Annotated in this window: 13 protein-coding genes; 2 read left to right on the forward strand and 11 right to left on the reverse strand. The window is 53.2% G+C overall.

Translation table 11 applies throughout. The features are described 5' to 3' along the window. Positions 1-14: 14 nt before the first annotated feature. The 6 genes from mvaD to PCI15_RS17505 are packed head-to-tail and all read right to left on the reverse strand — an operon-like array spanning position 15 to position 6,186. Positions 15-1,019, reverse strand: a complete 1,005-nt coding sequence (gene mvaD, locus PCI15_RS17480) for a diphosphomevalonate decarboxylase (RefSeq protein ID WP_271271214.1) — start codon at positions 1,017-1,019, stop codon at positions 15-17. Beyond that, positions 1,003-1,923: a mevalonate kinase family protein gene (locus PCI15_RS17485; protein WP_271271215.1), complete on the reverse strand. Its 921-nt coding sequence runs from the start codon at positions 1,921-1,923 to the stop codon at positions 1,003-1,005. The genes mvaD and PCI15_RS17485 overlap by 17 nt, the downstream gene beginning before the upstream one ends. After that, entirely contained in the window at positions 1,916-2,953 is a 1,038-nt protein-coding gene (locus PCI15_RS17490; protein ID WP_271271216.1) for a mevalonate kinase family protein, read from the reverse strand. Before PCI15_RS17490 ends, PCI15_RS17485 begins: the two co-directional genes overlap by 8 nt. After that, positions 2,940-4,106, reverse strand: coding sequence for a hydroxymethylglutaryl-CoA synthase (locus PCI15_RS17495; protein ID WP_271271217.1), 1,167 nt, complete (start codon positions 4,104-4,106; stop codon positions 2,940-2,942). Before PCI15_RS17495 ends, PCI15_RS17490 begins: the two co-directional genes overlap by 14 nt. 2 nt (positions 4,107-4,108) lie before the next feature. Further along, entirely contained in the window at positions 4,109-5,152 is a 1,044-nt protein-coding gene (gene fni, locus PCI15_RS17500; protein ID WP_271271218.1) for a type 2 isopentenyl-diphosphate Delta-isomerase, read from the reverse strand. Beyond that, complete coding sequence (locus PCI15_RS17505) at positions 5,152-6,186, reverse strand: hydroxymethylglutaryl-coenzyme A reductase family protein (RefSeq protein ID WP_271271219.1); 1,035 nt, start codon at positions 6,184-6,186, stop codon at positions 5,152-5,154. Before PCI15_RS17505 ends, fni begins: the two co-directional genes overlap by 1 nt. Before the next feature lie 338 nt (positions 6,187-6,524). Between PCI15_RS17505 and PCI15_RS17510 the strand changes: the two genes are divergently transcribed. Next, entirely contained in the window at positions 6,525-6,851 is a 327-nt protein-coding gene (locus PCI15_RS17510; protein WP_271271220.1) for a hypothetical protein, read from the forward strand. Positions 6,852-6,900: 49 nt separating this feature from the next. Here the strand turns inward: PCI15_RS17510 and PCI15_RS17515 are convergent, their stop codons facing one another. The 3 genes from PCI15_RS17515 to PCI15_RS17525 form a co-directional block, all read right to left on the reverse strand. Next, on the reverse strand, positions 6,901-8,478 hold the full coding sequence (locus tag PCI15_RS17515) for a tetratricopeptide repeat protein (protein ID WP_271271221.1): 1,578 nt from the start codon (positions 8,476-8,478) through the stop codon (positions 6,901-6,903). Positions 8,479-8,624: 146 nt separating this feature from the next. Next, positions 8,625-9,851, reverse strand: coding sequence for an argininosuccinate synthase (locus tag PCI15_RS17520; RefSeq protein ID WP_271271222.1), 1,227 nt, complete (start codon positions 9,849-9,851; stop codon positions 8,625-8,627). 181 nt (positions 9,852-10,032) lie between these two features. After that, a complete protein-coding gene (locus PCI15_RS17525; protein ID WP_271271223.1) occupies positions 10,033-10,890 on the reverse strand; it encodes a flagellar protein MotY in 858 nt (285 codons plus the stop codon). 258 nt (positions 10,891-11,148) lie between these two features. On the opposite strand from PCI15_RS17525, the gene rnt reads away from it, so the two are divergent. Further along, entirely contained in the window at positions 11,149-11,769 is a 621-nt protein-coding gene (gene rnt / locus PCI15_RS17530) for a ribonuclease T (RefSeq protein WP_271274643.1), read from the forward strand. A 56-nt stretch (positions 11,770-11,825) separates the two neighbouring features. On the opposite strand, the gene PCI15_RS17535 is transcribed toward rnt, so the two are convergent. Both PCI15_RS17535 and PCI15_RS17540 read right to left on the reverse strand, forming a co-directional pair. Continuing rightward, positions 11,826-13,049, reverse strand: coding sequence for a multidrug effflux MFS transporter (locus PCI15_RS17535; protein WP_271271224.1), 1,224 nt, complete (start codon positions 13,047-13,049; stop codon positions 11,826-11,828). A 243-nt stretch (positions 13,050-13,292) separates the two neighbouring features. After that, the gene (locus PCI15_RS17540) at positions 13,293-13,895 is read right to left on the reverse strand and encodes a peroxiredoxin (RefSeq protein WP_205658029.1); all 603 of its coding nucleotides are present in this window, start codon (positions 13,893-13,895) and stop codon (positions 13,293-13,295) included. Positions 13,896-14,020: the final 125 nt, after the last annotated feature.

Below are 14,020 nucleotides of genomic sequence, written 5' to 3' on the forward strand. Positions count from 1 at the left end.
CCATACAGTCACCGTTAGTGGCCAAACGGCGCGATTACCTGCATGTCAGGGAATTGCCCGCACACGGCGGCTTCATCGGCAGCGCTGAACAGCACCTTGAGGTTAGGTCCGGCATCCATGGTGAAGTAGAGGTTTAGCCCTTCAGCCCGCAGTTGCCAGATTTTATGCATCGCAGTCACAGAGTCAGCCTGCCAGTACAGCAGTGGCGGCCAGGAAGCGATCATGGTGGCGTGCATCGACAGGGCATTCTGCTCTGCAGTCTGCCCCAGTAATTCAAAGTCATGGTTTTCGATTGCAGCATGTAACTGGCTCAGGTCAGCCGCAGCCTGCATCGGCCAGCTCTGGTACAGGTGCGCAGTGGCAACGGTGCGGTTCATGCCGGAGCGGGAATCCACCGGTTTCTGCGCGGTGCTGACTTTAATCAGTCCGATACGTAAATCCGGCCAGGTGGTAGCTAAAGGCGTCGCGACACTGTCCATGCCATCTTCCCGCTGGCCCATGTTCCATTCCACAAAACCGTTAAACAGCGAACGGCTGGCACTGCCGCTGCCCATCCGGGCAAATGCAGATTGCAGGGAGAAATCCAGTTCCAGGCTGTAAAACTCATTCACCGCCTGCATCAGCGCGGCAAAGCCAGAGGCCGATGAAGCCAGCCCCGCCGCCGTAGGAATGTTGTTGACCGTTTCTACCCGTACCTTATGGTCGGCACCCCGGCGGAACATATCAATAAAGGCGATGACCTTAACCGCAAAACTGTTATCGGCAGCCAGCAATTCATCGTTCAGCACCACCTGATCCTGTTCGGTATCCGCCAGCAGAATCCGGGTTTTACTGCCCAGATGTGCCAGCGAAACCGACAGGCTGGAATTGATTGGCAGGTTTAATTCCGCATCCCGCTTTCCCCAGTATTTACACAGGGCAATATTACTGGGGGCAAAGCTGAAACCGTCCATGCTTTGCGCGGTAACCCTTGCCGGCAGATATTCAGCGACAACCTGCTGCTTAGTAAATTTCAACATTCACCCCCCGTGGTGACAAACTGACCGGAATTTCCTGATAATCGAGCGCCAGTTCAGGATCACGCCCTAATGCGAGCACGCAGTCTCCCAGCCCGGAGCCGGAGATCTTCGCCCCATGAATAGCCGGCGACTGCCGTAACCGGTACACCAGATCCGATAACGCCAGATCATTTACGCCCAGCGCATCCATCAACCCATGATAGACATTCATACACTGACCCAGTGCTGACCAGTCCTGCCGTGCCAGCGCGGCTTCAGCATCAAAAGTACACTGCCCCATCAACCAGTACAGTTTCTGATACAGCTCCGGCAGAGTCTGAGTATGTTGCTCAACCTGTCGAAGTACCTCAGGGGTAGTGGTTTTATAGCCCACATAATACAGGCTCAGTTCCGGCACCTGTCCTAACGGCTCAATCTGGCAGGGATCGACCGTATACCCCACCGATGCACCGAATACACTGGCGGCAAGGTCAGTCCCGGAACCGCGTCCCTGTACTTTATGCACAGTGGCCAGCGCTTTACGGAATAGCTCATAACTGTCGGACGCTTGCTGACAATAGGCGTCCAGCACGGCGGTGGTGGCAACGGTTACCGCTGCGGATGATCCCAGCCCAAGAGTATGGCCAAAACCGGCTTCAATCTTCAGATCAAAACCTTTGTGTAAACCGCCCTGATGCTGCTCAACCGCCGCCAGCACAAAGCTTAGCCGGTCGTCCGGCTGTAACTCGTCCAGGCTGGCACTGTACTCTGCCAGCGCAGAATCAATATTTATCTCACGGTCATCCCGCGGGGTCAGCGTCACATGAATATGTTTATCTACCGCGCAGGCCAGGGCACGTTCACCAAACAGCACCGCGTGTTCCCCCATCAGCATAATGCTGCCGGGGGCTGAAGCTCTAATCACTGAGTCGAGCACCGTCGCTGTCCTCTTCTATCGCAAAAAATTCATAATCAAAACCGGCGCACAGGCTGGCCAGCACCGGCTCACTGATACCGTATACCAGCATGGCACCGCCGCCATCACCCCGTACTGCACCCGCACCACTGATTTTAGCGGCTCCGCCGGCAGCTTCCACCGCCCGGGCAAAACCAGCAACCCGGGCCGGTACCACGCCGATGGTTTCCAGCAGGCGCTGGTTTTCGCGCACCGCTGCGCGGGCGTCCTGCTTATGCAGTACAGCGGTTTTAATCTGTTCAGTTACCGCGGTGAATGCCTGCCAGATATCAGAACCGGCAAAGCCCTGACGCACCTGTTCGACACATTCGCCGGTACCGCTCACTGGCCGGCCGGTATTCACATAAAACCAGTCACCGCTGAGTACCGCATCCGGTACCGGTGATGCCACGCCGTTAAGCACTTCAACCAGCCCGCCAAAGCTGACCGTGGCCGAATCGATAAGCCCGCCCCGGCCATGGCAAAGCCGCTCACAGTAGCGGGTCCGTTCAAACAGTTTTTGTTTTGCTAACGGCTGCCCGAAATGGGCCGATATTAACGACAACACCGACGCAGCGGCGGCAGCTGATGATCCCATACCGGCCCCGGCAGGTAGCTGAGAACAGACACTTAATTCCAGATGGCAATCAGGATCAGCTTCCGGCAGGCACAGCGCCAGACAATACAATACAAGTTGCTGAGGAGATTGCAGGATCTCTGCAGCGGATAACGTACCCGCTTCAAAGTCAGCATGACGGCTGTCCAGCAAGGCAAGCTGAGCACGTACATCAGCCCAGCTTAAGGTACCCTGCTGTTGCAGGTCCGGTAATGACCAGGAGAGACCCGCGGCAGCATCCGGACGGATACTGCACTGACTGCGGATGTGGCGCGCCACGGCTATTGCCAGTGCCGGCGCACCATAGACAACGGCATGTTCGCCGCTGAGGATCAGCTTGCCCGGGGCAAGACTTACCGCTGACGCCTGATTAGCAAGCGACATACTCACGCTTATGGTGAGAAATGCTCGCTAAACGGAAACGGCCGGTGGATTCACGACGGCGCTCATGAACGCCTCCGTCGGTAGGTTCCACTTCGTTATACAGGCGCAGATATTCTTCATAGGACACCGCATTACGGGCCGCCAGCATCGCTTTATGACGGGCACTGTGCAGGTACTGCTCGTAACCGGCAACAACCCGGCCAGAGAAGAATTCAGCCACACAGCCGGAGCCGTAACTGAAGAAACCGACACGCTTACCTTCAAGGTTCTGCTTGCAGTTTTCCAGCAGCGAAACCAGACCGATATACATAGACGCGGTATAGCTGTTGCCGATAATCCGGTTATACAGCAGGGTGTCTTCCACCTGCAAATCCAGCATTTCAGGGCTCAGCTCGCTCTGGTTCAGTTTAGCCAGATGCTTATGGGCTTTTTGCGCCATCCGGGTAAACGGCAGATGGTAGCAAAAGTGCTGAAAATCATTGAACGCCAGTGAACTGGCGGTGCAGAAATGTTCCCACGCCTGTTTCAGTGATTTCAGATAAATTTTGGTTGAATACTTGCCGTCCACCAGTGCGGTTGAACGGTAGTTCGGACGCCAGAAATCCATGACGTCTTCGGTGTAGTTACCCACTTCAGGGTCAATTTCCACCAGACGCGGATTCGCCGTGATCAGCATCGCTACGGCACCGCATCCCTGAGTGGCTTCACCCGGCGTATCCAGATCATAACGTGCAACATCAGAGGCAATCACCAGTACGCGTTTTTCAGGCTGACGGGCAACCAGTGCACAGGCCATCTGAATCGCTGCAGTGGCGCTGTAACAGGCCTGCTTAAGTTCAACCACCCGGCAGTTAGCCGACAGCCCCAGCAAACGGTGTACATACACACCTGCTGACTTGGACTGGTCTATACCGGTTTCTGTGGCAAACATAACCGTGCTGACAGACTCTGCACCGACCCGCTCAATCAGAGGATATGCTGCATTGGCGGCCATAGTAACGATATCTTCGTCTGGCGCAGGCATACCCATTTTTTCCTGACCGATGCCTTTGTAGTACTTATCGACATCTATATCATGCACTTCAGCCAGCTGCTGGAGGTCAAGAAAATAATTCGAGGTGTAGAAGCTGATTTCATCAATACCGACGGACATACCTAATTTCGATCCTCACCCTCACTCAATATTAGAGCCCGGTTCATATATACGCTGTTTATATCCGACATTCCCAGCAGAAACATCGCAGTGGTAAATTCACGCCGGATTTGTTCGATAACCTGGACGACCGCGTCGGCAGACTCCATGGCAGGTTTTAAGAATGGAGTTGCCATGCCACATATCGAGGCGCCGAGTATAACAGATTTAATCATATCAATCCCATCCCTGAGGCCGCCGCTGGCAATGAAATCAGCCTGTTGCTGATATGGCTCAGCAAGACGCAGCGCTAAGGGTGTCGGGATACCCCAGTCCTGAAACTTCAGCCCCAGATCATCGCTATTATTGCGCGCCCGGTGATACTCAATCCGGCTCCACGACGTCCCGCCGCAACCGGCCAGATCAAAATGCTTAATGCCCATCTTCAGACCGGCTTCAATGTCCTGCGGAGACAGACCACAACCCACTTCTTTAAACATCACCGGCACGCTTAACTGAGCGGCGACTTCAGCAATTTTGGCACTCAGCCCGGAGAAATCAGTATCCCCTTCCGGCTGTACCGCTTCCTGCAACGGGTTCAGGTGCAGGTACAGGGCATCTGCGCCGAGGCAATCCACCGCTTCCTGACACTTGGCAACATCAAATCCGTAGTTCAGCTGAACCGCGCCGACATTGCCACACAGCACCGTAGTGGGCGCATATTCGCGCAGCTCAAAGCTGACCCGTGCCCCCGGCTGGGTAAACATCACCCGCTGGGAACCGACAGCCAGAGCAACGCCGGTCTGTTCGGCCGCAATGGCCAGATTACGGTTAATGGTGCGGATCAGTTCATGATCACCGCCGGTCATGGAAGAAATCAGCAGCGGAAAACTTAATGTCTTACCCAGAAACTCAACCGAGGTATCAATCCGGTCCAGGGCAACTTCCGGTAACGCCCGGTGCTGCAGGTGGATACGGTCAAAATAACGCCCGTCACGATCTGTCGCAGCATCTTTTTCAATGGCGCGGATATGTTCAATTTTGCGATCGTTGGTCTGATCGGTCATTATCGTTCCATCTTCAGATGAGATTCCATCAGCTCGCCGGGATTGGTCTGGGCCGCCATCAGCGAAAGCTCACCGCATAACACAGTTGCCGCACAGATCGCCGCCAGACGGCGGGCATTTGCACCCGGTTCGCGGTCTTCTTTACAGCCCAGCGCTTTAAGATTTTCTTCAACAAACTCAATGCCCTTACCGTTACCCACACTGCCCATTATCAGGTTAGGTAAGGTACAGGAGAAGTATAAATCGCCATCCCGCACTTCCGCGTGCACAATGCCCTGAGAACCTTCAATGATATTCGCTGCATCCTGACCGGTGGCCAGATAAAAAGCCAATAACATATTTGCATAGTGGGCATTCGCGCTGCGCAATCCGCCGGCAACCATGGTGCCGATCAGATTTTTCTTGATGTTCAGATCAACCACTTTTTCCGGCGTGGTTTTCAGACGGCGCTCACACAGTTCACGGGGAATCAGAATCTCACTGACGACGTACTTACCACGGCCCAGAATACCATTCACTGCGGTGGCTTTTTTATCGGAACAGTAATTCCCGGAAATAGAACAGTAATCCAGCTGCGGATATTCATTCAGCAGCCACGGAATCAGTTTATCGGCCGCGTTGGTCACCATGTTATGACCGGACGCATCCCCGGTGGTGAACTCCAGACGCAGATAAATCAGGTTGGCCACCACCTGGCTGTGCATATCAATCAGCTTGGCAAAGCGGCTGGTCTGCGCCACCACCGCATTCAGATCATCCTGCCGGGACTTGATAGACTGCAATGCCTGTACGGCTTCCAGCGCATCTTTGGCTTCCAGCAGAATCGACCGGGACATCCGCTCATCAACAATTGTCGTACGGATACCATCAGTCAGCGCAGAAATCCGCGCACCACGGCCAACTGAAGGCCACAGTGGTGTTTCATAGGTCGCCAGCGGGACCATCAGTTTTTCTTCCAGGATATGCCCGCAGATTTTAAGCGGGCCCACCGAGCGCATAGGGATCGGCGCCTGTTGAATTTTATGGGATTTCATAAGCTTTATACTGAATATATAGATGGTACTAAATTGAAGGATTCCGGCCGGATTAGCAGCCAGCACTACCCGGCGCATCCGGGTCAGCCAATTTAAGATGGCGGGATTTTATCGGCCCCCTGCCCAATATGCAATTAGCCGAACGGAACTCACCGGCGGATCAGGCAGAATTCATTGCCAGATCAGCACCTTGCGGCCCCCGATCTAACCTCTCATATTGACACGCTCACGCTTGACTAAATATTCATCTGCGCCGCATACTTCAGCTTATGATCAAACTAGAGTTATTAAAAGATATCGATATGCTTTACGCAGTGAAGGACAATCAGGGAAATATATTGGCCATCTCGCAATACGAGCAAACCGGTTCAGTACCGGTGGATGTCAGCGATCCGGATGTCATGGAATTTCTGAACAACCAGAATAAAATCCATTCCCCGGAACAGTATCTGAATAATTCTGACGGCAATATCGGCCGTATTCTCGAAGACCTTATCGAACTGCTGATCAGCCAGAACACCATCCGTTTCACCGACCTGCCGGAAGAAGCCCAGCAAAAACTGATGAACCGTAAACTGGCCCGCTCTGCCCGCAGCCTGCTGATGGGTGACGATCCGACCCAAAGCAACAACAACTCCATTCTGCTGGACGACGATACCCTTTAATTCAGCCGGAAGCCCCCTAAACAAAAAGCGCCCTAAACAAAAAATCCCGTTAACAAACAGTGCCGTCAACAAACAGTGCGGCCAGACGCTCACCCATATTTTTATGGCGGTTTTGCTGTTTTCGGCTCAGCACATTGAAATCCAGTTCCCAGAGTAAATCATCCATTTCAGCCAGCTCGCGGGTCAGAACCGTTTCCCGCTGCCCCTGGCTTTCCAGATACACCTGAACCAGATTCAGCACCACACCGGGATTATCCGGCAAACACAGATTGGCTTTCTGAAACAGCGCCTGTGCTCTGGCAAAATCCTGTTTACGGTAAGCCAGCATCCCCTGCACATTGAGCTTGCCCCAGTCCAGCTCAAGCACCTGACGGTTCAGTTGCTCCTTAACCTGCTGGACTTCGCTTTCAATGTCACTGCCCCGGATCCGGTCCAGCAATAACTCCTGCCACTGAGCCTGCTCACTGAGTTCACACTGACAATAGACATCAAACGCGGCCTGGCAGGCAGACATGAACTCAGGGTCGGCACCTCTGGCACGGTACAGTTCCGTCCAGAACAACCGTGCAATCAGGCGGGTTGGCAGATCACTGAACGCCAGAATCAGCTCTTCCAGTACCTTTACCGCCGACTCCTGCGCCTGAACCGAGTCAGCATCATCAGACCCGTCCACCTTTACCTGCAGGCTGGCAACCAGCCCAACATAATAACTGTGCTGTTCAAAGCAGCCACCACGGGAATACTCGATAGCCTCACGGTACGCTTTGGCCGCAATGGAGTGCTCCCCTTCATGCAGGGCAATCTTACCTAATGCCGCCTGCAACAAAGGGGAGGTCGGCTGAATCAGGGTCGCCTGCCGTAATAAGTCCAGTGCGACCCGGCGCTCACCCACCGCCCGGTGGGCATTGGCCAGCCCGACAAACGCTTCAACGCATAAATGCGCTTCCTGAATAACCCCTTTAAATACCCGGATAGCTTCCTGCACACGCCCCAGCCGGGACAGAGCAACCCCCAGCCCCACTCTGGCCCAGGGTAAATCACGCCGTTTCAGCAGGCTTTTAAACAGCTTTACCGCCTGCGTCTCCTGGCCGAGGCGCAACAGGATCTCGCCTTCCAAACGGTGGATATACAGAACGAGCCCGGGATAAGAGTGAATATAGCGGCCACACTGCTCCAGTGCTTCAGACAGCTGCCCCTGATTGAGCAGCTTCTCCAGCGGTTGCAGTACTGACTTAATGCGCAGAATTTTTTCCAGACGCACCCTGATCTTGGCAATATCATAGGGCTTGGAAATATAGGTATCCGGCGCGGTATCAAGGGAGCCGAACAGCAGTTTGGAGCGGTCCTGATCAACCACCAGAATAAAGGTGGTGGTATACAGCTTTGTGCCTTCGGCACCGGCCTCCTGAATTAACTGCAGACCGTTCTTCTCGGTTTTACCCAGATCAAACAGAGCAAAACATATGTCATATGTCTCTTCACGCAACAACGCCAAAGCCATATTCACTGATGACGCCACATGGATCGTTTTGATGCCTAACTGGGTCAGCGCAGCTTTCAGCTCAGCCAGATCATCCAGACGATTATCGACAATCAGGACTTTGTTTTGTGAATAATTTATTTCCATAAAACCGACATCAGAGACCAGCGCTCAAAGTACCATAGTTATCAAGCAACTAGAACTCCCGACACATCCCCTGAACAGCAAAAAACCCGCCATGTCACCATAACGGGTTTTTCAGAAAAGTCAGGTTATTAATCCCTGTTCTTTGCTCAGTCTTCCAGCAGATTGCGGCCTTTACCGGCAGCAATGCGCATGCGCAGTGCATTCAGCTTGATGAAGCCGGCAGCATCTTTCTGATCGTAAGAACCCGCGTCATCTTCAAAAGTAGCAATGTTCTCATCGAACAGGCTGTCATCAGAACGGCGACCCACAACAGTCACGTTACCCTTGTACAGTTTCAGGCGAACATCACCGTTCACGTTACGCTGTGAGTAATCGATCATCTCCTGCATCATCTTACGCTCTTCAGACCACCAGAAACCGTTGTAGATCACTTTCGCGTAACGTGGCATCAGCTCATCTTTCAGGTGCGCAACTTCGCGGTCCAGCGTGATTGACTCAATGGCACGGTGTGCACGCAGCATGATGGTGCCGCCCGGTGTTTCATAGCAACCGCGGGACTTCATTCCGACGAAACGGTTTTCAACGATGTCCAGACGGCCAATACCGTGCTCACCACCTACCTTGTTCAGGTAAGTCAGGACAGTTGCCGGAGACATTGGCTCACCGTCAATCGCAACGATATCGCCTTTTTCGTAAGTCAGCTCCATGTACTGAGCTTCGTCCGGTGCTTCCTCAGGGGAAACGGACCAGCGCCACATATCCGTTTCAGCTTCTGCCCACGGATCTTCCAGAATGTCGCCTTCGTAAGAAATGTGCAGCAGGTTAGCATCCATCGAGTACGGAGACTTCTTCTTGTTGCTTGAGAAGTCTACCGGGATGTTGTGCTCTTCACAGTACTTCATCAGGGTTTCACGGGATGTCAGATCCCACTCACGCCATGGCGCAATAACTTCAACGCCCGGCTTAAGTGCGTAAGCACCCATTTCAAAACGAACCTGATCGTTACCCTTACCGGTTGCACCGTGAGAGATAGCATCTGCGCCGGTTTCATTGGCGATTTCAATCAGACGCTTGGCAATCAGCGGACGGGCAATTGACGTGCCCAGCAGGTATTCACCTTCGTAGATAGTATTCGCACGGAACATCGGGAATACGAAATCACGGACAAACTCTTCGCGCAGATCTTCGATGTAAATTTCTTTTACACCCAGAGCTTCAGCTTTGGCACGGGCAGGTTCAACTTCTTCACCCTGGCCCAGATCTGCCGTGAATGTCACGACTTCACAGTTGTAAGTTTCCTGTAACCAACGAACGATTACAGATGTATCAAGGCCGCCGGAGTAGGCCAGCACAACCTTATTAATGTCGGACATAAAAGAACTCCACACGAAAATCTACCACCGGGCAGACAACCCGATGTATTACCTGAAAAAGGAAAGGGCAAAATTATAGCATGAATACACAGCAGGAACAGAGACAGCGGGGATAAATCCCCACTATCTCAAAGGGCAACGCACGTTCCGGCGATTCAACCGCTCAGACGGAGGACTGAAGTTAAGGCTGATCCCGGTCCAGCCGGATGGTTACCCGGCGACTGCGGTCACGGGTTGCCCGGTCGTTCTTCTGCCCCACCGGATACCGTTCGCCGTGATAACGGGTAATAATCACGTCAGGATTAACCCCCTTAGTAATCAGATACGCCGTCACTTCATCAGCACGCTTCTTAGATAAATCCCGGTTTGCCAGACGCCGGCCCTGGGTATCTGAGTGGCCGTCTACGTAAACCGAGCTGACCGCCTCATCATTATTCACATACACTGCAATCAGATCCAGCCGGGCCTTGGTGGCATCCGACAAGCGCCAGGTGGCCGACGGGAACAATACCGCGGTACGGGCGATCTGACGGTAATTCACCGGCAACAGACCGGCCACACAGCCTGAATAACTTTCAAACGCCGGCTGGAAGTTGGCCGCTGAGAGTCCTATCCGGACATTTTCCCCGGTCCCCAGCCAGTTGCGGGCTTTAAAGGTCGGCATCATGCCCTTATACAGGGCGGCAACCATATTCTGAGCCTGCGGGCTCAGCACTTCGATCTCACCACTGTACTGGTTGAACTCCACCTCTCCGATCCGCATCGGCGGGGTACCCGGCTGCCAGGGAGAAGCCTCTGCCATCAGCATCGCCTTCCCTTTCATGCCATGACCCTGAAGCGGTTTCAGAACAAAACGGATCTGCTCGCCAGCCTGATGATCGAATACGGCTTCTCCGAACAGGGGGATTTTTTGCGACATACGGCAGTTAAACTTGGAGGACTCAAGATCCCAGCGGGACTGATCGATGGTCGCCACGAAGCTTGCCGCCCCGGCAGGCAGTATCCAAAAAGCTATCAACAGTCCCAGAATAATTCGCATAAAAAGATCAAACCCTTACAGATACCAAACCAACGTATCAGATATCGACTGGTGCAGTTAAAACTTTACTGAAGATACCGGGATATTTAACCGCTGATCAGTGTCTATCCATCTTAGCAGTAATGTACTGCAAATACTTCCGTAGCAATGACAACGGCCGGCCAAGATTATACACTGGCCTCATACTCAACTGCAGGCTGAAGAGACAGCCTTTAAGGATCTCATTTGACTAAACATAACAGTGCCTATCAGCATCCGATGTCCACCCGCTTCCGGGGCTACCTGCCAGTGGTAATCGACGTTGAAACTGCCGGGTTCAATGCCGAGACAGATGCTCTTCTGGAAATTGCTGCCGTTACCCTGACGATGGATGACGACGGAAACCTGCTGATTGACCAGAGCTACTCCTTCAACGTAGACCCGTTTGAAGGTGCCAATCTGGAAAAGTCCGCACTGGAGTTTACCGGCATTGACCCGTACAACCCTCTGCGCGGTGCCATCGACGAGCAGGAAGCACTGGAAAAGATCTTTAAGCCGATCCGCAAATCCGTCAAAGCCCATAACTGTAAACGGGCAATTCTGGTGGGGCATAATGCTCACTTCGATCACAGTTTCGTAACGGCAGCCGCAAACCGCTGCGACATGAAACGCAACCCGTTCCACCCGTTTTCCACCTTCGATACCGCCACACTGGCAGGTCTGGCGTTTGGCCACACCGTACTGGCGAAAGCCTGTGACATTGCCGACATCGACTTCGACGGCAAAGAAGCACACTCGGCTCTGTATGACACCATGAAAACCGCCGAGCTGTTCTGCACCATCGTCAACCGCTGGAAAGATCTGGGCGGCTGGAGCATGGTTCAGGACCACTACGAATAACCGGCGTCTGACACGCCCCCATAAAAAAGCCCTGACACTGCAGGGCTTTTTTCGTATCAGGACACTTCCGTTTGCCGTTGCCCCGCTTCAATCCAGCGCATCATCACCAGACCGGCAGCCGCACACACGGCAAACCCTGCCACCAGCGGAATAACCGTGCCGTTGAACAGACCACCGATGAACACCCCGATCACTGCGGATAACAGCGTAGACACCGCTCCCACGACTGCGGCCCCCATACCGGCATACTTACCCAGCCCTTCCATGGCAAGCGCATTCAGATTACTGAACAGCATCCCGATACAGGCAAACGCCACGATGAAATACAGGGTTAACAGCCATAACGGCGGCATCCCCTGCCAGTAACTGCTGCCAGCCACACACAGGGCTGAGCTGACCATCAGCACCAGTAAGGCCCGCCAGGTCAGATGCTGCATTCCCAGCCGCATCACCAGACGGCCATTCAGGTAAGACGAAAAACCAATGGCGAAAGCCAGCATCGCAAAATACAGGGGGAACCACTCACCCAGGCCATATAACTGCTGAAACACCTGCGCAGAAGAACTCAGATAAGCCACAAACGCACCGGAAACAATCCCGGCCATCAACGTATACCCCATAGCAAAGCGGTCGGTTGATACTTTGATGAATGCTTTGCTGATCGCCTTCAGTGAAAATGGCACCCGCTTGTCAACCGGATGGGTTTCGGGCTGACGCTGATGAAACCAGACCAGACTGATCAGGCCGATCAGCAGAATCGCCACAAAAATGTAACGCCAGTCAGCCACCCAGAGAATCAGTTGCCCGAACACCGGCGCCACCATCGGAATCACAATGAAGATGACCATAATAAAGGACATCACCCGGGCCATTTCACGTCCGGCAAACTGATCCCGGACAATCGCCACCGTGAGTATCTTGGGGGCTGCCAGCCCAAACCCCTGTAAAAACCGCCCAAGCAGCATCACATCGAGATCCTGCGCGGCGATGCTCAAAACCCCGCCAGCAATAAAGAGTGCATAGCCCACATACATCACCGGCCGGCGGCCAAAACTGTCCGAAGCGGGGCCATAACACAGCTGCCCCACAGCCATGCCAAGAAACAGGACGGAAACCACCAGTTGCACATCATTCGCATCGGTCACCTGAAGCGCGTCTCCCATCAGCGCCAGCGCCGGTAACATGGCATCAATAGCAAGGGCAACCAATGACATCATCATAGCCATCAGGGTAACAAATTCAGCGAACGGCATTTCGCCCGCAAAAGACTTATTCGGCACAGGACATCCCGTCATTCATTCATTAATGAAGTTATTAAGAAAAGTATCAGCAACAGCACCGGGGCAGAACAGCCCGGACAGCAAACACGAAAAGACCGGCTATCATACCGCAAGCAGCACAAAACCGGTCATTCTAATTCGCTATGTAGCACATGCATTTTTTACATACAGCCGACACCGCAGGCACTGAACGGCAGCCACAAAAAAACCGCCATGAAGGCGGTTTTTTAAGATACTTAAATCTTACAGCTTGTCAGCGTTGTCAGACAGGTAGCTTGCAACACCTTCAGGAGATGCAACCATACCTTCGTCACCTTCGCTCCAGCCTGCAGGGCAAACTTCACCGTTCTTCTGGTGGAACGCCAGCGCGTCAACCATACGCAGCATTTCGTCAACGTTACGGCCCAGTGGCAGATCGTTAACAACCTGGTGACGTACCAGACCGTCTTCGTCGATCAGGAAAGAACCACGGAAAGCAACGCCGCCTTCAGACTCAACGTCGTAGTCTTTGCAGATGCTGTGAGTCATGTCGGCAACCAGCGTGTATTTAACCGGACCAATACCACCCTGCTCTACAGGGGTGTTACGCCATGCGTTGTGAGAGAAGTGAGAGTCGATAGAAACACCGATTACTTCAACGCCACGCTTAGCAAATTCTTCGATACGGTGATCGAAAGCCAGCAGCTCAGAAGGACATACGAAAGTGAAGTCCAGTGGGTAGAAGAATACTACAGCTTTCTTGCCCTTAGTTGCTTCAGACAGTGTAAAAGCATCAACGATTTCACCGTTGCCCAGTACGGCTGGTGCTGTAAAGTCCGGAGCGTTCTTACCTACTAATACGGCCATGTTTAGTTCTCTCTTAAATGAATTAAAGAATACAGCGGTTTCCCGCGCACAAATTAAGTGCGGATCAGCATAGCAGATAGTTCTTATTAGACTAATTAAACGCGTCAATAAAAACGATAAAGAAT

Source organism: Aliamphritea hakodatensis (genome assembly GCF_024347195.1).
GTDB classification, from domain to species: Bacteria; Pseudomonadota; Gammaproteobacteria; order Pseudomonadales; family Balneatricaceae; genus Amphritea; species Amphritea hakodatensis.